16 protein-coding genes are annotated in these 17946 nt (G+C 71.9%); 3 read left to right on the top strand and 13 right to left on the bottom strand.

Annotated elements, in window-relative coordinates; all coding sequences use genetic code 11:
* Window positions 1-38: 38 nt before the first annotated feature.
* From ngcE to Cba03nite_RS15210, 4 genes are all read right to left on the bottom strand, one after another.
* Window positions 39-1466 carry an N-acetylglucosamine/diacetylchitobiose ABC transporter substrate-binding protein gene (gene ngcE, locus Cba03nite_RS15225; RefSeq protein WP_203746292.1) on the bottom strand — a complete coding sequence of 476 codons (1428 nt, stop codon included), beginning with the start codon at window positions 1464-1466 and terminating at the stop codon, window positions 39-41.
* A 359-nt stretch (window positions 1467-1825) separates the two neighbouring features.
* A complete protein-coding gene (locus Cba03nite_RS15220; protein ID WP_346114183.1) occupies window positions 1826-3328 on the bottom strand; it encodes a CoA-acylating methylmalonate-semialdehyde dehydrogenase in 1503 nt (500 codons plus the stop codon).
* 53 nt (window positions 3329-3381) lie between these two features.
* Window positions 3382-4683, bottom strand: a complete 1302-nt coding sequence (locus tag Cba03nite_RS15215; protein WP_203746291.1) for an aspartate aminotransferase family protein — start codon at window positions 4681-4683, stop codon at window positions 3382-3384.
* A 178-nt stretch (window positions 4684-4861) separates the two neighbouring features.
* A complete protein-coding gene (locus Cba03nite_RS15210; protein WP_203746608.1) occupies window positions 4862-6640 on the bottom strand; it encodes a PucR family transcriptional regulator in 1779 nt (592 codons plus the stop codon).
* Window positions 6641-6835: 195 nt separating this feature from the next.
* On the opposite strand from Cba03nite_RS15210, the gene Cba03nite_RS15205 reads away from it, so the two are divergent.
* A complete protein-coding gene (locus Cba03nite_RS15205) occupies window positions 6836-7606 on the top strand; it encodes a hypothetical protein (protein ID WP_203746290.1) in 771 nt (256 codons plus the stop codon).
* Window positions 7607-7716: 110 nt separating this feature from the next.
* Here the strand turns inward: Cba03nite_RS15205 and Cba03nite_RS15200 are convergent, their stop codons facing one another.
* From Cba03nite_RS15200 to Cba03nite_RS15190, 3 genes are all read right to left on the bottom strand, one after another.
* Complete coding sequence (locus Cba03nite_RS15200; RefSeq protein ID WP_203746289.1) at window positions 7717-8514, bottom strand: TrmH family RNA methyltransferase; 798 nt, start codon at window positions 8512-8514, stop codon at window positions 7717-7719.
* 96 nt (window positions 8515-8610) lie between these two features.
* Entirely contained in the window at window positions 8611-9618 is a 1008-nt protein-coding gene (locus Cba03nite_RS15195; protein WP_203746288.1) for an SPFH domain-containing protein, read from the bottom strand.
* A complete protein-coding gene (locus Cba03nite_RS15190) occupies window positions 9618-10037 on the bottom strand; it encodes an NfeD family protein (protein WP_203746607.1) in 420 nt (139 codons plus the stop codon). The genes Cba03nite_RS15195 and Cba03nite_RS15190 overlap by 1 nt, the downstream gene beginning before the upstream one ends.
* Before the next feature lie 193 nt (window positions 10038-10230).
* On the opposite strand from Cba03nite_RS15190, the gene Cba03nite_RS15185 reads away from it, so the two are divergent.
* Complete coding sequence (locus Cba03nite_RS15185; protein ID WP_203746286.1) at window positions 10231-11547, top strand: serine hydrolase domain-containing protein; 1317 nt, start codon at window positions 10231-10233, stop codon at window positions 11545-11547.
* A gap of 1 nt (window position 11548) precedes the next feature.
* Here the strand turns inward: Cba03nite_RS15185 and Cba03nite_RS15180 are convergent, their stop codons facing one another.
* Window positions 11549-11983, bottom strand: coding sequence for a hypothetical protein (locus tag Cba03nite_RS15180; protein WP_203746284.1), 435 nt, complete (start codon window positions 11981-11983; stop codon window positions 11549-11551).
* 61 nt (window positions 11984-12044) lie between these two features.
* Window positions 12045-12857, bottom strand: coding sequence for a DUF3097 domain-containing protein (locus Cba03nite_RS15175; RefSeq protein ID WP_203746282.1), 813 nt, complete (start codon window positions 12855-12857; stop codon window positions 12045-12047).
* 90 nt (window positions 12858-12947) lie between these two features.
* Between Cba03nite_RS15175 and Cba03nite_RS15170 the strand changes: the two genes are divergently transcribed.
* On the top strand, window positions 12948-13733 hold the full coding sequence (locus tag Cba03nite_RS15170) for an Rv1486c family protein (RefSeq protein ID WP_203746280.1): 786 nt from the start codon (window positions 12948-12950) through the stop codon (window positions 13731-13733).
* 9 nt (window positions 13734-13742) lie between these two features.
* On the opposite strand, the gene Cba03nite_RS15165 is transcribed toward Cba03nite_RS15170, so the two are convergent.
* From Cba03nite_RS15165 to fabG, 4 genes are all read right to left on the bottom strand, one after another.
* Window positions 13743-14570 (bottom strand): HAD-IIA family hydrolase, encoded by an 828-nt coding sequence (locus Cba03nite_RS15165; protein ID WP_203746278.1) that lies wholly within the window; start codon window positions 14568-14570, stop codon window positions 13743-13745.
* 15 nt (window positions 14571-14585) lie between these two features.
* A complete protein-coding gene (locus Cba03nite_RS15160; RefSeq protein ID WP_203746276.1) occupies window positions 14586-15614 on the bottom strand; it encodes a ferrochelatase in 1029 nt (342 codons plus the stop codon).
* Between the two features lie 138 nt (window positions 15615-15752).
* Window positions 15753-16514: an enoyl-ACP reductase FabI gene (gene fabI / locus Cba03nite_RS15155; protein ID WP_203746274.1), complete on the bottom strand. Its 762-nt coding sequence runs from the start codon at window positions 16512-16514 to the stop codon at window positions 15753-15755.
* Window positions 16515-16604: 90 nt separating this feature from the next.
* Entirely contained in the window at window positions 16605-17318 is a 714-nt protein-coding gene (gene fabG / locus Cba03nite_RS15150) for a 3-oxoacyl-ACP reductase FabG (RefSeq protein WP_203746272.1), read from the bottom strand.
* Between the last annotated feature and the right edge of the window lie 628 nt (window positions 17319-17946).

Below are 17946 nucleotides of genomic sequence, written 5' to 3'. Positions count from 1 at the left end.
CCGCCCGTGGCAGACGTGGCGGACGCCGCGTGATCATGTCAGCTGCGCTTGTACTTCTTGAAGCTGCTGTCGGCCGCGATGGTGTCCGCGCCCTTCTGGCAGGCGGCCAGGAACTCCGCCGGCGTGGTCCGCCCGGAGAAGAACTCGCCGCAGGCCGCGTCGACCAGCTCGCGCTCCAGCTTGCGGTAGTACACCGGGTAGATCCAGTTGAAGCCGTTGCTGCCCGAGGCGGCCAGCGCCTTGGTCACCGAGGTGAGACCGAACGGCAGGCTGACGCCGTCGGCCGCGCCCGCGATCACGGACAGGCTGGAGACCTTGCCGGTGAAGTCCTTGGCGCCCTTCATCGACAGCATGTGCCGCATGAGCTCCATGCCGCCGCGCTCGTTCTTGGCCTTGGCCGGCACGATGAACGGCTCGCCCGCGGTGCCGCGGATGGCCTCGAACGGCAGCTTGTCGCCCGCGCCGAGGCTCGGCGTGGGAGCGATGGACATGTTGAAGTCCGGCGGGGTGACCGCCTTCTGCTCGCTCTCCAGCCAGGAGCCGCAGGAGATGAACGCGGCCTTGCCGTTGCACCACTCGGTCTGGGACTGCTTGTGGTCCAGGCCGGGCGAGCCCTCGAGGATGTACTTGTCCTTGACGATCTGGTACCACGCGTCGGCGGCGGTCTTCATCGCGTCGGAGGTCCAGGCGCCGGGCTCCAGGTTGTCGATCGCCATGGCGACCTGCGGCCCGCCGAGCTTGATCGCGGTCGAGATGACCGGCCAGCTCATGTAGCGCGGGTGCTTGCCCTGGTAGGTCCACGGGGCGATGCCCGCGGCCTTGATCTTCTTGCACAGCGCGATGTGCTCGTCCCAGGTCTTCGCGTACTCCCAGCCCTTGGCCTCGAACAGCTTGGTCGAGTACCAGATGCCGTACGCGGTGTACGCGTAGTTGAGCACGTACATCTTGCCGTCGAAGCTGCCCGCCTCGATGGTGCCCGGCAGCAGGGTGTCGCGCACCTTCTTGCCCGGCACGTCCAGGCTCGGCGCGTCCAGCAGCGGGGTCAGGTCGGCGAGCGCGCCCTGCTCCACCAGGCCGCCGAGCGGGATCTGCCCGGCGCCGGAGTTGTTCACGAAGTCCGGCGGGGTGCCGTCCACGAAGCGCGGCTGGAGCTCGGTGTTGATCTCCACGACCGCGTTGTGCTTGACCTCCGCCTTGGGGTAGGTCTCCTTGTACATCGCCTCGTGCGCCTTGGCGTAGTCCTCGCCGAAGCCGCCGTTGAAGATGACGATGTCGAGCGGGGCGTCTTCCTTCACGCCCAGCGGGTTCTTGTCGCTGACGGTGCCCTCGTACTTGCCGGTCGACTCGCCGGAGTCGTCATCGCCGAGCGCGCAGCTGCTGAGCAGGCCTGCGGCCGGACCGGCGAGGACGCCCGCCGCGGCGGCACGCCGCAGGACGCTCCGCCGGGTCAGGTCGGACTGTGCCATCACCACTCCTTGCCAGAGACGGTCTGGTATTTCCCTACAAGATTTGGCCGTGTTCTGAAGGATTCTTACGGCCGCCGTCGGCAAGAGGCAAGATGTCGCCGCAGAAACGTTACGCAGACTTTCTACAGAACCCCCATAATTCGCCCCCAGGCCTCCATGACCACGTTGTCAGCCGTTCACTCCGGCATCCGCGCTGAAACTTTTCACCAGCGGCTCCGGTAATTCCGGCAGTTGTTCCGGCAATGGCCTCCCAGCAGCGAATACGTCAGCCTGAAGCCCGGTCACCCTACATGAGAAAGGCTCCACCCGGGCCGCCGTGCGGGCCCGGGTGAAGCCTTTCGCCGAGGTGGAACCGGGTTTCAGTGCTGGGTCGGGAAGCCCAGGTTGAGGCCGCCGTGACGCGGGTCGAGCCACCGGCTGGTGACCACCTTGCCCCGGGTGTAGAAGTGCACGCCCTCCGCGCCGTGCGCGTGGGTGTCGCCGAACAGCGACGCCTTCCAGCCGCCGAAGGAGTAGTACGCCATCGGCACCGGGATGGGCACGTTCACGCCGATCATGCCGACCTCCACCTCGTGCTGGAAGCGCCGGGCGGCGCCGCCGTCGTTGGTGAAGATCGCCGTGCCGTTGCCGTACGGGTTGCCGTTGACCAGGGCGAGCGCCTCGTCGTACGAGCCGGCCCGGACCACGCTCAGCACCGGCCCGAAGATCTCGTCCGTGTAGATCGACATCTGCGGCGTGACGTGGTCGAACAGCGTGGGCCCGAGGAAGAAGCCCTCGCCGTCGGCGTCCGGCACGACCTTGCGGCCGTCCACCACCAGCGCCGCCCCGGCCCGCTCGCCCGCGTCGACGTACCCGGCGACCTTGTCCCGGTGCACCCGGGTGACCAGCGGCCCCATGTCGCAGCCGCGGCGGCCGTCGCCGGTGCGGATGCCCGCCAGCCGCTGCGTGATCTTGCCGACCAGCTCGTCGCCGACCGGGTCCACGGCGACCACCACGGAGATCGCCATGCAGCGCTCCCCCGCCGAGCCGAAGCCCGCGTTGACCGCCGCGTCGGCGGCCAGGTCCAGGTCGGCGTCCGGCAGCACCACCATGTGGTTCTTCGCCCCGCCCAGCGCCTGCACCCGCTTGCCGTGCGCGGTGCCCGTCTCGTACACGTACCGCGCGATCGGCGTCGAGCCGACGAACGACACCGCCTTCACCACCGGGTGGGTGAGCAGCGCGTCCACCGCCTCCTTGTCGCCGTGCACCACGTTGAACACGCCGTCGGGCAGGCCCGCCTCGGCGAACCAGGACGCCAGCAGCACCGAGGCGCTCGGGTCCTTCTCGCTCGGCTTGAGCACCACCGCGTTGCCGCACGCGATCGCGATCGGCACGAACCACAGCGGCACCATGGCCGGGAAGTTGAACGGCGAGATCACCGCGACCACGCCCAGCGGCTGCCGGATCGAGTACGAGTCCACCTCCGTCGACACGTTCTCGCTGAAGAAGCCGCGCTGCGCGCTTGGGATGCCGCAGGCGAACTCGACCACCTCCAGGCCGCGCTGCACCTCGCCGGCCGCGTCGGACAGCACCTTGCCGTGCTCGGCCGTGATCGCCGCGGCCAGCTCGCCCCGGCGCTCGTGCATCAGCTGCCGGAACGCGAACAGCACCGCCGTCCGCTTGGCCAGCGACGCGTCGCGCCAGGCCCGCGCGGCCCGGTCGGCGGCGCGTACCACCGTGTCGACGTCGGCCGCCGACGCGAAGTCCACCTTCGCGCCGACCGCGCCGGTGGCGGGGTCGTAGACCTCGCCCTGGCGGGTCGCGCCGTGCTCCCATGGCTTGCCGTCGACGAAGTGGGTGATGTATCCGATGTCGTTGCTCATGCCTTGCTCCTTGCCGGGGCCGCCGGTCGCGGCGGCCCCGCTGGTTCTTCCGCTCACGCTCTGGTCGCCTGCTCGTACGCTCTGGCCAGCGCACCGGCCAGGATGTCCAGGCCCTCCTTGGCCTCCGCCTCGGTCAGCGTGAGCGGCGGGCCCATCCGGATCACGTTGCCGTAGAGGCCGCCCTTGCCGACCAGCAGGCCGTTGGCCTTGGTCTCCTCCAGCACCTTGACCGCCAGCTCCGGCGCCGGGTCCAGGCTGCCGGGGCGGACCAGCTCCAGCGCCAGCATCAGGCCCCGGCCGCGAACCTCGGCCACGATCGGCGAGTTCAGCTCCCGCAGCCCCGTGTGCAGCAGGCCGCCCACCCGGGCCGCGTTGGCCTGCAGGTCGTGCGACAGCACGTAGTCGAGCACCGCCTGCCCGGCCGAGGAGCTGACCGGGTTGCCGCCGAACGTGTTGAACGAGATCGCGCTCAGGCAGTCCATGACCTCGCCGCGGGCCACCACGCCGCCCAGGGTGAAGCCGTTGCCGATGCCCTTGGCGAAGGTCAGCATGTCGGGCACCGCGTCGTGCGCCTGGTAGCCCCAGAAGTGCTCGCCGGTGCGGCCCCAGCCGGTCTGCACCTCGTCGGAGACCCAGAGGATGCCGTGCTCGTCCAGCACCTCCTTGATCGCCTTGAAGTAGCCGTCCGGCGGCGCGACGAAGCCGCCCACGCCCTGGATCGGCTCGGCGATCAGGCAGGCCACGTCGCCCGCGGTGGTGGTGGCCAGCAGTTCCCGCAGATCCGCCACCGACCGCGCGATGTACTCGGCGTCGGACAGGCCCGCCAGCAGGCCCCGCAGCCGGTCGCCGGAGTGCAGGTAGCTGACGTTCACCGGGGACAGCGAGGTCGCCGACCAGCTGCGCTGGCCGGTCACGCCGAGGGCGGCGAAGCTGCGGCCGTGGTAGCTGTTGCGCACCGCCAGGATCTGGTTGCTGCGGCGGAACTGGGTGGCCAGCAGCAGCGCGGTGTCGTTGGCCTCGGTGCCGGAGTTGGCCAGGAACACCTTCGCGTCCGGGATGCCGGACACCTTGGCGATCTTCTCGGCAAGCTCGACCTGCTTACGGATGAGGTACAGCGTCGAGGAGTGGGCGATGCCCTTGTCGAGCTGGGCGCGTACCGCGTCGGAGATCTCCGGGATGTCATAGCCGATCATCGTGGTGAGCACGCCGCCGAAGAAATCAAGGTACGTGCGCCCGGCGGCGTCGGTGACCCGGCAGCCCGCGCCGGACACCAGCTCGATCGGCTCGGCGTACAGCGGATTGATCCAGTTGGGCAGCACGGCGCGGTGGCGGGCGAGCAGATCGTCGGTGCTCATGGGTTAACACGTCCTTCGGCGGGCGGAATCGGCTGTGTCACGGATCACCCTGGACGCTTCCAGCTCCGGAGAGCCCGGACAAGCTACATCCTGCCAGCCCCACGGGCACATGGCTGACAGGCCGTCAACCCGACGCGGCCCGTGGCGGCCCCGCCGCCTAAGAATCGAAGGCTGCGGGTCAGTTCCGCAACGCGTCCCTAGCCAGCAGCGCCACGTGCAGCGACAGGCACGCCTGCACCGAGTCCAGGTCTACTCCAAGAATGCGCTCGATCCGGGCCAGCCGCTCGTAGAAGGCTGGCCGGGACAGGTGCGCCGCCGCCGCGGCCGCCGCCTTGTTGCGCCCCTGCTCCAGGAACACCCGCAGGGTGGGCAGCAGCGCGTCGCGCGGATGCTCCGCGTCGTAGGCCAGCAGCGCTCCGAGCTGGCGCTCCACGAACGTCTGCAGCCGCGGCTCGTCGCGCAGCAGGTGCAGCAGCCCGGCCAGGCCCACGTTGGGCAGCCGGTGCACCGCCGGGCCGGCCGGGTCGTGCCGGGCCGCCTCGGCCACCTGCCGCGCCTCCACCAGCGAGCGCCGCGCCTCACGCAGGCTGTCCACGCCGGAGCCGGCCGCGATCAGCAGCGTGTCCGCCCGGCCCCGGCGCAGCGCGGCGGCGAAGGACTCCAGCGCGGGCTCCTCGTCCCCGCGTACCGCCAGCAGGGCACCCACCGCCCGGTCGTCCACGGCGCTGACCAGGGCGGTCTGCTTGGTCTCCCGGACCGCCTGCGAGACCGCGTCGGCCAGGTCGCGCAGCGCCGCCTGCGCCGCCTCGGTGCCCGCCGCCAGCGACTCGTCCCGGTGCCGCACCACCACCCCGACCAGCCGCCGCCGCTCCAGCTGGATGCCCAGCGCGGCCGCCCGCAGCGCCACCTCCGACACCGGCAGGCTGTGGTCGAGCAGCGCCGACAGCAGCGTGCCGTGCAGCTGCCGCTCCAGACCCTCGGCATCGCGCCGGATGAGCCGGCCCAGCGCCAGCGTCGAGGCTGCCCGCTCCAGCAGGATGACCAGCCGTGTCGGCGGCGTCAGCGGGTGCTCGTCACCCGCACCCGCCAGGTCCGGCTCGCCCGGAGCCGGCACAGGCGGCTCCGGTGCCGCCGTTTCGACGGTCGCGGCCCGCCCCGGCTCGCCGAGGTCGCCCGGGTCGCCGAGCGCGGCACCGCGCGCCGCGGTGAAGTCCTGCGCGGTGCCGGAGGCGGGCCAGCGCAGCAGGAGGCGGCCCCAGTCCTGGCCCCGCGCGCCGACCGGCGTCACCAGCCAGCCGGTGTCCGGGTCGTAGCCGGAGCGGCCGGTCGCCGGCTGCGCCTTGACCCGGCGGGAGTGCTGCTCCCAGCCGTCCAGCAGCAGCTCCGCGCGGTCCCCGGCGGCGTCGTACGCCAGCACCTGGCGGGCCAGGTTCTCCAGCACCACGGGGCAGCCTGCGAGCTGCGCGGCCTGGTGCACCACCTCGGCGGGCTCGGCGCCCTCGACGCTCAGCTCGGTGAACCGCTGGTGGATCTCCTCGGTGGCGCGCAGCTCGGCCAGCTGCGCGTCCACGATCAGCGAGTGCACCGCCTCGGTGATGCGCACGAAGGGGGTGGGCCGGCGCAGCTCGATCAGCGGCATGCCCGCCTTCTGCGCGGCGGCCGCCATCACCCGGGGCACGCTGGCCGTGTACCGCCGCCCCAGCTCCACGACCAGCCCGGCCACGCCCACCTCGGCCAGGTCGTTGACGAACGCGCGCACCCCCGCGTCGTCGGCGGGCAGGCCGATGCCGGTGGTCAGCACCAGCTCGCCGCCGCGCAGCAGGGTCGCGATGTCGGGCACCTCGGCCGAGTGCACCCAGCGCACCGGCCGGTCCAGCCCCGACTCCCCCGCCACCAGCCGCGGCGCGCCCACCCGCACCGGGTCCAGGGCGATCACCTCGCGCACCGTCGGGAACACCGCCGCCGTCACCGCGGCCTGCCCTGGGCGGTACGCATGCCAGGCCCTCCTCCTCGTCGGCGAGCTGAGATCGATTCCAGCGTACGGCCGCGGGCGCGGGCCGCCCTCGGGAGATCCCTAGGGTAGGGCCGCCGCGGCGGCTGCTTCCCGACACGGCCGTGCCTGGTGGATCTCTCCGCTCCAACAATGCGAGCCATGAAGATGCGTCATGTTCTCACCGCCTTCGCCACCGCCGTCGCGTTCACGCTGCTGTCCCCGGCCAGCCCGGCGCTCGCCCTCGACGACAACCTGACCTGCGTCGACTTCCGGACCAGGTCGTTCCACGAGGGCTACCACACCACCACCATCGGCTACTGCCACCGCTACCAGTGGAACCCGCCGGTCAACGTCTCCAAGGAGAGCGGTGACCTGCCCGAGGAGCCCGGCGGCCCCGGCGGCGGCGTGGAGGTGCCCAACCGGCGCGGTGACATCGAGTGCTACCAGCTGCGCAAGCAGCTCGCGGAGATGGACCGGGAGTACGAGCAGATCTTCCTCGACTGGCAGGTGAAACTCGGTGCGCTGATGAAGGCCGAGGAGGCGTACAAGCCGCAGCAGGAGGCCACCGAGGCGGCCCGCCGGGAGTGGCTCAGGAAGCGCGCCTCGTCCCGGACCTGGCTCAACATGTACCTCAAGCGCAGCGGCCTGCCCGTGCAGACGTACACCAACCCGAAGGGCGCGGTGCTGCCGAAGGACCCGCAGGACTACACCGACATCGACATGAACAAGCCCTACTCGTGGATGCTCATCGACGCCATCGCCGCCGAGCGGGCGGCCGAGGCCGCCTACCTGGCCGAGCAGGGCAAGGGAATCCCGCTGCTCAACGCGGTCATCGAGGCCCAGGAGGCCCTCGACCACGCCTTCGAGATGGCCACCGCCCACACCGAGGAGCGCGACCTGATCGAGGGCTACCTCGAGAAGAACTGCTGACCGCCGCCCGCTGGGCGGCTGCAGTTTCGGGGAAACTGCGCGAATCGCGAGCTGCGAACGTGCAGTTTCCCCGAAACTGCCTGCCGCGCGGTGCCCGCGGGTGGGGTAGATCAGGCGGGGTCGTCGCGGGTGAGTTCCCAGCAGGCGACGGCGGTGGCGGCGGCGACGTTGAGGGAGTCGACGCCGCGGCGCATGGGCAGGCGGACGCGCAGGTCGCTGGCGTCCAGGGCGTGGCGGGACAGGCCCGGCCCCTCCGCGCCGAGCAGGAGCGCCGGGCGCAGCCGCTGGGCGGCGGTGAGCTGCTGCATCGGCACCGCGTCGGGCGCGGGGGTCATCGCGAGGATGGTGTACCCGGCGTCGCGCACCTCGGACAGCGCCTTCGGCCACGGGTCGAGCTTCGCGTACGGCACCGCGAACACCTCGCCCATGCTCACCCGTACGCTGCGCCGGTAGAGCGGGTCCGCGCAGGTCGGCGAGAGCAGCACCGCGTCGATGCCGAGCGCGGCCACGCCCCGGAAGATCGCTCCGATGTTCGTGTGGTTGTTGATGTCCTCCAGGATCACCACCCGCCGGGCGGCGGCCAGCACCTCCGAGGCCGGGGGCACCGGCTGCCGGTGGAAGCTGGCCAGCACGCCCCGGTGCACGTGGAAGCCGGTGACCTGCTCCAGCACGTCCGGCTCGGCGCCGTAGACGGGCGCGCCGGTCAGGTCCGCGACCTGCGCCGCCCGCTTGGCCTCGACCAGGAACGAGCGCGGCCGGTAGCCGGCCCGCAGCGCGCGCCGCAGCACCAGCTCCCCCTCGGCGATGAACAGGCCGTGCGGCGGCTCCCAGCGCGTACGCAGCTCGACGTCGGTCAGCGCCCGGTAGTCCGCGATGCGCTCGTCGCCGGGATCCGTGATCAGCTCCACGCCCCGATTCTGCCGGACCGTCCCGCCCCGCTCCGCAGGGGCGCAGAACGGGGCCGGTGGCGTAAACCACCGGCCCCGTTCTGCCGCATCAGCGAGTCACTCCTTGGGGAGCCGGCTCGCCTCGGTCTCGATCTCCTTGACGGCCGCGGCCGCCTCCTCCGCCACGCGCTGCGCCTCGGCCTCGGCCTCGGCGCCCGACTCGCGGGCCGCCTCGGCCGCTGCCGGGTCGCTGCGCAGGCCGCCGAAGGTCGCCGCGATGCCGTCCAGCGCCTTGGTCAGCTCGACCGGGACGATCCACAGCTTGTTCGACGCGCCGGCCGCGATCTGCGGGAGAGCCTGCAGGTACTGCCAGGCCATCACCTTGTTGTCGGGCGACGAGACGTGGATCGCGTCCACGACCAGCTTGATCGCCTTGGCCTGGCCCTCGGCCTGCAGGATGCGGGCCTGGCGCTCACCGTCGGCGCGCAGCACGGCCGCCTGCTTCTCACCCTCGGCGGTGAGGATCTGCGACTGCTTGTGGCCTTCGGCGTTGAGGATCGCGGCACGGCGGTCCCGCTCGGCGCGCATCTGCTTCTCCATGGAGTCGCGGATGCTCGGCGGCGGCTCGATCGCCTTGATCTCGACGCGGGTCACCTTGACGCCCCAGCGGCCGGTGTTCTCGTCGAGCACCGCCGACAGCTGCCGGTTGACCTCCTCGCGGCTGGTCAGCGAGCGCTCCAGGTCCATCGAGCCGATCACGTTACGCAGCGTGGTGACGGTCAGCTGCTCGATCGCCTGCAGGAAGTTCGCGATCTCGTAGGTCGCCCGCACCGGGTCGATGACCTTGAAGTACAGCACGGTGTCGATCGAGACCACCAGGTTGTCCGACGTGATCACCGGCTGCGGCGGGAAGCTCACCACCTGCTCGCGCAGATCGACCTTGGTCCGGACCGCGTCGATGAACGGCACCAGGATGTTCAGGCCGGGGGTCAGCGTGCGGTTGTACTTGCCGAGCCGCTCGACCACGTCGTTGCGCTGCTGCGGCACGATCTTGACCATCTTGATCAGCGTGATCAGGACGATCAGTGCCACGATGACCACCAGGGCGGTCACGAAAGTCTCCATCAATCCCTCCAGACCAGCGCCGTGGCGCCGTCCACTTTCACTACTCTGACCCGGTCACCCGGGACGTATGTCTTCGTGGCGTCGTACGGCCGGGCCCGCCACAGCTCGCCGCCGATCTTGACGAGGCCGTTGTCCGCGTCGACGCGCTCCACGACCAGCGCGTCCTGGCCCTCGGTGACGGAGAACTCCGCCTCCGTGCTGGGGTCCCCGCGGAAGAAGCGATGCTTCATCCAGGGGCGCACCACCGCGAGCGACAGCGTGGACACCACGATGAACGCGATGCCCTGGATCCAGCCGGGCGCCCCCGCCAGACCCACCAGCGAGGCGGCAAGGAAACCGGCGCCGAGCATCAGCAGCACGAACGTGCCGGTGAACAGCTCCGCGATCACCGCCACCGCTGCGAGGAGTAGCCACCACATCCAATCTTCCACGAGCTGATCGTGTCACGCTCGCGCCAGTGATGGGGGGTGTGGATCTCCTCGTCCGTTCGGACAGATCCCGTGGTACGCGCGGGCGGGCGCGGTAACGCACTGGCCCTGGCGGCGTTGTCCGCATAGGTTGTCCAGCGCGACTGCGGCCGGGCCGTCGCGTGCGCACAGGGGTGGAGTGACGATGACGCTGACCGAGCGGACCGCGGCGCGGATCGACGAGCTGGTGGCCGGCGCGCAGGCGCAGGGGCGTACGCCGTGCCTGGTGGCCGCCGTGGTGCGGGACGGGCGGCGGGTCCACTTCAGCGCCGCCGGGGCCGACCCGGCGACCGGGGCGCCCACCCCGGACACCCAGTTCCGGATCGGCTCGATCAGCAAGACGATGACCGCCGTGCTCGTGCTGCAGCTGCGCGACGAGGGCGCGCTGGCCCTCGACGACCTGCTCTACCGGCACCTGCCCGGCACCCCCGTGGGCAGCGCCATCACGATCCGCCAGCTGCTCGGCCACGCGTCCGGCCTGCAGCGCGAGCCCGACGGCCCGTGGTGGGAGCGCCACGACGGCCCCGACCTCGACACCTTCCTGGCGGCGCTGACCCCGGACAAGCTCGCCTATCCGCCGCACCGCGCCTACCACTACTCCAATCTGGCGTACGGGCTGCTCGGCGCGGTCGTGCACCGGCTCACCGGTCTGCACTGGACGGAGCAGATCACCAAGCGCCTGCTGGAGCCGCTCGGCATGAGCCGCACCACCTACCGCGAGACCGAGCCGTTCGCGCGCGGCTACGTGGTGCACCCGTGGCACGGCACGCTGCACGAGGAGCCGCGCACCGACGCCGGTGCCATGGCGCCCGCCGGGCAGCTCTGGTCCACCGCCGACGACCTGCTGAAGTGGGCCGCGTTCCTGGCCGAGCCCGATCCGGCCGTGCTGGCTCCGGCGACGCTGGCCGAGATGTGCGCGCCGGTGGTGATGAGCGACCTGGAGTCCTGGACCACCGGCCACGGCCTGGGCCTGGAGCTGGTGCGCAGCGGCGAGCGCGTCTTCGCCGGGCACGGCGGCTCGATGCCCGGTTACCTCGCCCACCTGTGGACGCACCGCGCGAGCCGGACCGGGGTGGTGACCTTCGCCAACGCGTACACCCTGCACGGGCAGCGGATGGCGGAGCTGAGCCGGCGGCTGCTCGCCGACGTGCTCGACGGCGAGCCCGAGCGCCCGGCGCCGTGGCAGCCCGCCCCGGAGGCCGGTGAGCCGCACGAGCTGGACGGCGCCTGGTGGTGGATGGGGCGCGAGTTCGCGGCCCGCTACGACGCGGCCGCAGGCGAGCTGGTGGTCACGCCGGTCACCGTGCCCGGCACCCCGTGGCGGTTCACCACCGAGGGCGCGGACGTGTGGCGCTGCCACAGCGGCAGCAACGACGGCGAGGTGCTGCGGGTGCGCCGCGACGCCGAGCGGACGCCGGTGGAGCTGGACATCGCCACCTTCGTACACACCCGGCAGCCATGACTCAGCCGCTGACCTGCCGGTAGTTGCCCAGCCAGAACAGCGAGAAGACCGGGATCACCGCGAACGCGGTGCCGAGCACGATCAGCCCGTGGAAGTTCAGCAGGAACTCCAGGCCCAGCAGCGCCAGCGGGGGCAGCGCGCCGAGCACCACCAGCACCGCCAGGTACGCCCCGCGGGCCGCGGCCTCCTGCCACAGCTGCCGCCCGAGCGGGCCGTCGCCGCCGGTGTGCCACGCGTTCACCCCGCCGGTGGAGTCGTCGCTGAACACGTCGCCGGACTGGTCGACCCGGGCCCAGCGCACGTCGGCGCCGATCCGGCGGCCGAGCGCGGCGCGCAGCCGGGCGTCCCAGCGCCGGTCGTAGCGCACCGACAGGACGATGTAGAGCACGAGCCAGGTGAGGCTCACGGCGAGCTGGGCGCCGAGGGGGACGGTCATGGCGGGTGAGCCTAGAAGTGCCGGTGCCGTCCTGTCGAGGTCCGTCCGGCGGACCTCCGCGTCACTCGTCGGGCGTGGTGACGAAGTCGATCAGGCGCTCGACCGCGTTCACCAGCGGCGTCTCCAGGTCGTGGTAGCTGTCCACGCGGGACAGCAGCCGCCGCCAGAACGCGGCGGGCTCGCCGACGCCGAGGGCCGCGCAGATGCCCTCCTTCCACGGGTGCCCGTACGGCACCACTGGCCACTCCTCCATGCCCAGGCGCGACGGCTTCACCGCCTGCCACACGTCGACGTAGGGATGCCCGGCGATCAGCGCGTACGGGTTGTCCACGGCCTGCGCCAGGCGCGCCTCCTTGGTGCCCGACACCAGGTGGTCCACCAGCACGCCGAGCCGCCGGCCCGGCTCCGGCGCGAACTCGCGCACCGCGCCGGGCAGGTCGTCCACGCCGTGCATCGGCTCCACCACGACCGCCTCGGCGCGCAGGTCGTCGCCCCAGACGCGTTCGAGCAGGGCGGCGTCGTGCAGGCCCTCGACCCAGATCCGGCCCGCGCGGGCCACCCGGGCGCGGGCGGGCGCGGCGGCCACCGAGCCGGACGCCGTCCGCTTCGGCTGGGCGGGTGCGGACGCCTGCGGGCGGCGCAGCGTCACCGGTGTCCCATCCAGTAGGAAGGCGGCGGGATCGAGCGGGAAATGCCTGCGGCGGCCCTGGCGGTCCTCCAGGGTGACCGCGCCGTACTCGAAACCGACGACCGCCCCGCAGAAGCCGCTGCCCGCGTCCTCGACGACAAGGCCCAGCTCAGCGTCGCATTCGGGGGTCACCCGGCGGGGCTTGCGGCGGTCGAAACCGTCCAGCACGTCATCGCTGTAGCGCATGCGACGGCACCCTAGTCGCCGTTGCCCCTTCGCGCTCAATGACGCGCCGGTTCGGGACAAACCCCAGGCACAGCACGTACCCTGGTCGGCATGTCCCCCGCAGCGCAGGTGACCCTGACCGCGCGCCGCTCGGCCCGGCTGGTGACCTGGGCTCGGGCATGGCGCGCCGGGCTGGTCTCCTTCGACGAGATCCTCGACGACCTGACCGCCGAGGAGGAGCAGCACGTCCGCGACCTGCCCGGCCAGTGGCGCGAGGAGGTCGAGCTGCGCGAGGCGCTGCCCGCGCTCGCGAAGCTGCACCCGGACGAGATCCGGCTGGTGCTGCCGGTGCCCGGCGACCCGCGCGGGCTGCCCGGCCCCGGCCCGTTCACCAGCCACGCGCTGGTCGCGGGCGAGGGCGTGGTGGCCAGCCGGCTCGGCCTGGTCCCGGAGGCCCGCCAGCACACGTCCGGCTCCGGCGACACCTTCACCACGCTGCTGTGGCGGGCCTTCGAGCTGCCCGAGGCGCCCCCGGGGCTGCACCAGCCGGGCGTACGCGAGGCCGACGCCGCGCTGAGCCAGGCGCTGACCGAGGCCACCACCCGGCTCGTCCGGCTGGACGTGGCGCAGTGGCGCCCGGAGCTGGCGGGGGCGCTCGCCGCGCTGCGCAAGCCCGACGCCGAAACCGACCTGCCCCCGGGCTACGACCCGCGCGCCCGCCGCCTGTACGCCCGCGCCAGCGTGCTGGACCGCGTGCTCACCCTGGCCGGCCAGGCCGCCCCGGGCGGCGCGCTGAACAGCTTCGAGGCGCAGCAGCGCGACGAGGCGCTGCGCCCGCTCGCCGCCGCCTGCCGCAACGCCCTCGTCGCCGCCTGCAACGCACCCTTCGAGGCGTGACCCGGGCGCTCAGGCCGCCGGGGTCTCCGGCGCGTCGGCGGGGACCGGGGTCAGCGGCCCCACCTCGTCGATCAGGTCGGCGACCGAACTGATCACGCGGGACGGGCGGTACGGGTAGCGCTCCATGTCGGCCTTGGTCGCGATGCCGGTGAGCACCAGGATCGTGTGCAGCCCGGCCTCCAGGCCGCAGAGCACGTCGGTGTCCATGCGGTCGCCGATCATCGCGGCGTTCTCGGAGTGCGCGCCGATCTTGTTGAGCGCCGAGCGCATCATCATCGGATTCGGCTTGCCCACGAAGTACGGCTCGATGCCGGTGGCCTTCGTGATCAGCGCCGCGACGGAGCCCGCCGCGGGAAGCGCGCCCTCGTTGGACGGGCCGGTCGCGTCCGGGTTGGTGCAGATGAACCGGGCACCCTTGTTGATCAGGCGGATCGCGGTGGTGATCGCCTCGAAGCTGTAGTTGCGGGTCTCGCCCAGCACCACGTAGTCCGGCTCGAAGTCGGTCATGATGTAGCCCGCCGCGTGCAGGGCGGTGGTCAGGCCCGCCTCGCCGATGACGTACGCCGTCCCGTTCGGACGCTGGTCGGCCAGGAACTGCGCGGTGGCCAGCGCCGACGTCCAGATCGCCGACTCGGGCAGGTCGAAGCCCAGCCGGGTCAGGCGCGCGTGCAGGTCCCGCGGGGTGTAGATGGAGTTGTTCGTGAGCACCAGGAACGGCACGCCCGAGGCGCGCAGCCGCCCGATGAACTCCGGCGCGCCCGGCACCGGCTCACCCTCGTGGACCAGGACGCCGTCCATGTCGGTCAGCCAGGCGGCGATCGGCTTGCGCTCGGTCATCGGTTCCCTCTCTCGTCACCTGCCGCGCACCGGCGGCGGGCAGCAGTTGCTCGCGCACACATCCCAGTGGTCGAGCCTACCGAGCGCGGTCCTGGGCCGCGTGCCCGGCTGCGCCATCCGCTCCAGCACGAGATCGCGCACCATCGCGACGAAGCGCGGGTCGGCGCCGGGCGTGCCCGCCCGCGCGAACCCGAGCCCGAGGCGCCGCGCCGTGGCCGCGGCCTCCTCGTCGAGGTCCCACAGCACCTCCAGGTGGTCGGAGACGAAGCCGATCGGGCTCACCGCCACCTGGGTGGTGCCCTCCTTGGCCAGCACCTCCAGGTGGTCGTTGACGTCGGGCTCCAGCCACGGGATGTGCGGCGCGCCGGACCGGCTCTGCCAGACCAGGTCCCAGCTCAGGCCGGGCGCGGCCCGCTCGGCGACCAGGCGCGCCGTCTCGCGCAGCTGCGCCTCGTAGCGCCCGCCCTCCGGGCCGCTGCTCTCGGCCATGGACACCGGGATCGAGTGCGCGGTGAACACCACCCGGGTGGTCGCGTGCTGGGTCACGTCCAGCGTCGACAGCGCCGCGGCGAGCCCGTCGGCGAACGGCTCGACGAAGCCGGGGTGGTCGTGGAAGTGCCGCAGCTTGTCCACCAGCGGTGCGCGCGGGCCCACCGCGGCCCGTGCGGCGGCGATGTCCTGCAGGTACTGCCGGCACGAGGAGTACGAGCCGTAGGCGCTGGTCGCCAGGGCCACCGCGCGGCGGATGCCGTGGTCGCGCATCTGGGCCAGGGTGTCGGCGAGCATCGGCCGCCAGTTGCGGTTGCCCCAGTACACCGGCAGGTCCACGGCGTTGGCCGCGAAGTCGGCGCGGATCGCGGCGACCAGCTCGCGGCACTGCTCGTTGATCGGCGACACCCCGCCGAAGCGCTGATAGTGCTCGGCGACCTCGGCGAGCCGCTCGGGCGGCACCCCGCGGCCCCGCGTGACGTTGTGCAGGAAGGGCAGCACCTCGTCGGGGTGCTCCGGCCCGCCGAACGACAGCAGCAGGAAGGCGTCGTACATGGGTAAAAGGCTAGAACCCCGCGCGAGCGCCGCACACATCACCCACCCGGCGTTCCGGACACGTCACACCCCGCACATGATCAAGGCTCCTGCCTGCTGCTCTCGCAGCGCGGCAGAAGCCTTGGCCGAAATGTGAGGTCAGCCGTTGACGGCGTGGTAGCCGCCGTCGACGTGCACGATCTCGCCGCTGGTGGCCGGGAACCAGTCCGACAGCAGCGCGACCACGGCCTTGGCGGTCGGCTCGGTGTCGCTCAGGTCCCAGCCGAGCGGGGCGCGCTCGTTCCAGGACTCCTCGAACTTCGCGAAGCCCGGGATCGACTTGGCCGCCATGGTGCGCAGCGGGCCGGCCGAGACCAGGTTGCTGCGGATGCCCTGCTTGCCGAGGTAGCTGGCGAGGTAGCGGGAGGCGGACTCCAGCCCGGCCTTGGCCACGCCCATCCAGTCGTACACCGGCCAGGCGATGGTGGCGTCGAAGGTCAGGCCCACGATGGAGCTGCCCGGCCGCAGCAGCGGCAGGGTGGCCATGGCCAGCGCCTTGTACGAGTACGTCGACACGTGCACCGCCGTGGACACGTCCTCCCAGGGCGTCTCCAGGAAGTTGCCGCCCAGCGCGGTGCCCGGGGCGAAGCCGATGGAGTGCACCACGCCGTCCAGCCCGTCCACGTGCCCGCCGACCCGCTCGGCCAGCGAGGCGAGGTGCTCGGGGTTGGTCACGTCCAGCTCGATCACGGGCGCGGTGACGGGCAGCCGCTTGGCGATCCGCTCGACCAGCGACAGCCGGCCGAACCCGGTCAGCACCACGGTCGCGCCCTGCTCCTGCGCGATCTTCGCGACGTTGAACGCGATCGACTGCTCCGTGATCACGCCAGTGACCAGTACCCGCTTACCTTCGAGCAGCACGTCTACTCCTCATTCTCGTTGATCACGGTGCCGGGGTGGCGACACGCCGCCCAGCACGTCCATAAGTTCATGATCACCCCGGCGAGGGGGTCAGTGGCCCATGCCGAGGCCGCCGTCGACCGGGATGACCGCGCCGGAGATGTAGGCGGCGGTGTCGCCGGCGAGCCAGGTGACGACGCCGGCGACCTCGTCGACCGCGGCGATGCGGCCGGCCGGGATGGCCTTGCGGATCTCGGCCTTGCGGTCCTCGGTGAGCTTGTCGGTCATGTCGGTCTCGATGAAGCCGGGCGCCACCACGTTGGCGGTGAGGTTGCGCGAGCCCAGCTCACGGGTGATGGAGCGGGCCATGCCGACCAGACCGGCCTTGCTGGCCGCGTAGTTGACCTGACCGGCGCCGCCGTAGAGGCCGACCACCGACGAGATGAAGATGATGCGGCCCCAGCGTCCGCGGACCATCTTGGTCGAGGCCCGGCGGGCGCAGCGCCACGCGCCGGTGAGGTTGGTGTCGAGCACCCGGCTGAACTGCTCCTCCGACATGCGCATCAGCAGCGTGTCGTCGGTGATGCCAGCGTTGGCGACCAGCACCTCCACCGGGCCCAGCTCGTTCTCGATGGTGGTGAACGCCGCGTCGACCGCGTCGGAGTCGGTGACGTCACAGGTGACCCCGAGGATGTCGGGCGCGGCGGCCTGGTCGAAGGTGCCCCGGTGGGTGATCGCGACGCGATCGCCCTGCTTGGCGAACGCCTGCGCGATGGCCAGGCCGATGCCGCGGTTGCCGCCGGTGACCAGGACGGTACGGGACACGGTTGCTCCTTCGATGGCGATCAGGGGTTCCGACTCACCCTAGGACGTGCGCGTGAACACGGCGGGTAGGGGGCCGTGACTAAATCAGACTACAATCTTTGGAGGATTCCGCTAACGGGTGACAGCCGGGTGGACACGGAAACCCTGCCGGGAAGGCTGATGCCGACCACGATCACCCATACGGTACGATCACGGCGTTTGCTTGCTGGATCCGCGGCCTAAGGAGGTGATCGCTATGCGAGATAGCGATCCTCCGAGTCATGGCCGGGTCCTGCGAGCCGCGCGCTGACTCTCCGTAAGCGCTGCTCTCTCGCATCCCCGCGCGTCCTGCCCCGTCCGAGCCGGCTTCCGCCGCTTGGCCGGTAGGTCTGCGCCGTGACCTGGTCATGACTCGTCCCGAGTGCCCCTGTAGTTGCCCCAGGAACAACACAGTCACCGGAGCCAGTCATGAGCCGTTACCTCGCCCCGCTGGGCTTCACCCTCGCCGCGGCCTGGGTCGGAGCCGTCTTCCTGCTGGTCAGCGTCCGCTGAGCGCGGCCGGCAGCGCGCGCCCGCGACGGCGCCGGCGCGCCGTACCACCGATCACCGGACCTGCCTGGCAGGCGTGCGTGTCCCGGATACGCCCGTC

Origin of the sequence: Catellatospora bangladeshensis, assembly GCF_016862575.1 — a bacterium.
Lineage (GTDB): Bacteria > Actinomycetota > Actinomycetes > Mycobacteriales > Micromonosporaceae > Catellatospora > Catellatospora bangladeshensis.
Note: the sequence above shows the minus strand (reverse complement) of the source record. Positions and strands in the feature narration are given on the sequence as shown.

Excerpts from the sequence above, each read along its gene's own strand:
- Cba03nite_RS15215 (WP_203746291.1), bottom strand. The coding sequence starts at position 4,683 with ATGAGCACCGACGATCTGCTCGCCCGCCACCGCGCCGTGCTGCCCAAC.
- Cba03nite_RS15185 (WP_203746286.1), top strand. The coding sequence starts at position 10,231 with ATGACGCTGACCGAGCGGACCGCGGCGCGGATCGACGAGCTGGTGGCC.
- Cba03nite_RS15220 (WP_346114183.1), bottom strand. The coding sequence starts at position 3,328 with ATGAGCAACGACATCGGATACATCACCCACTTCGTCGACGGCAAGCCA.
- Cba03nite_RS15165 (WP_203746278.1), bottom strand. The coding sequence starts at position 14,570 with ATGACCGAGCGCAAGCCGATCGCCGCCTGGCTGACCGACATGGACGGC.
- Cba03nite_RS15160 (WP_203746276.1), bottom strand. The coding sequence starts at position 15,614 with ATGTACGACGCCTTCCTGCTGCTGTCGTTCGGCGGGCCGGAGCACCCC.
- ngcE (WP_203746292.1), bottom strand. The coding sequence starts at position 1,466 with ATGGCACAGTCCGACCTGACCCGGCGGAGCGTCCTGCGGCGTGCCGCC.
- Cba03nite_RS15205 (WP_203746290.1), top strand. The coding sequence starts at position 6,836 with ATGAAGATGCGTCATGTTCTCACCGCCTTCGCCACCGCCGTCGCGTTC.
- Cba03nite_RS15190 (WP_203746607.1), bottom strand. The coding sequence starts at position 10,037 with ATGTGGTGGCTACTCCTCGCAGCGGTGGCGGTGATCGCGGAGCTGTTC.
- Cba03nite_RS15195 (WP_203746288.1), bottom strand. The coding sequence starts at position 9,618 with ATGGAGACTTTCGTGACCGCCCTGGTGGTCATCGTGGCACTGATCGTC.
- Cba03nite_RS15170 (WP_203746280.1), top strand. The coding sequence starts at position 12,948 with ATGTCCCCCGCAGCGCAGGTGACCCTGACCGCGCGCCGCTCGGCCCGG.
- Cba03nite_RS15175 (WP_203746282.1), bottom strand. The coding sequence starts at position 12,857 with ATGCGCTACAGCGATGACGTGCTGGACGGTTTCGACCGCCGCAAGCCC.
- Cba03nite_RS15180 (WP_203746284.1), bottom strand. The coding sequence starts at position 11,983 with ATGACCGTCCCCCTCGGCGCCCAGCTCGCCGTGAGCCTCACCTGGCTC.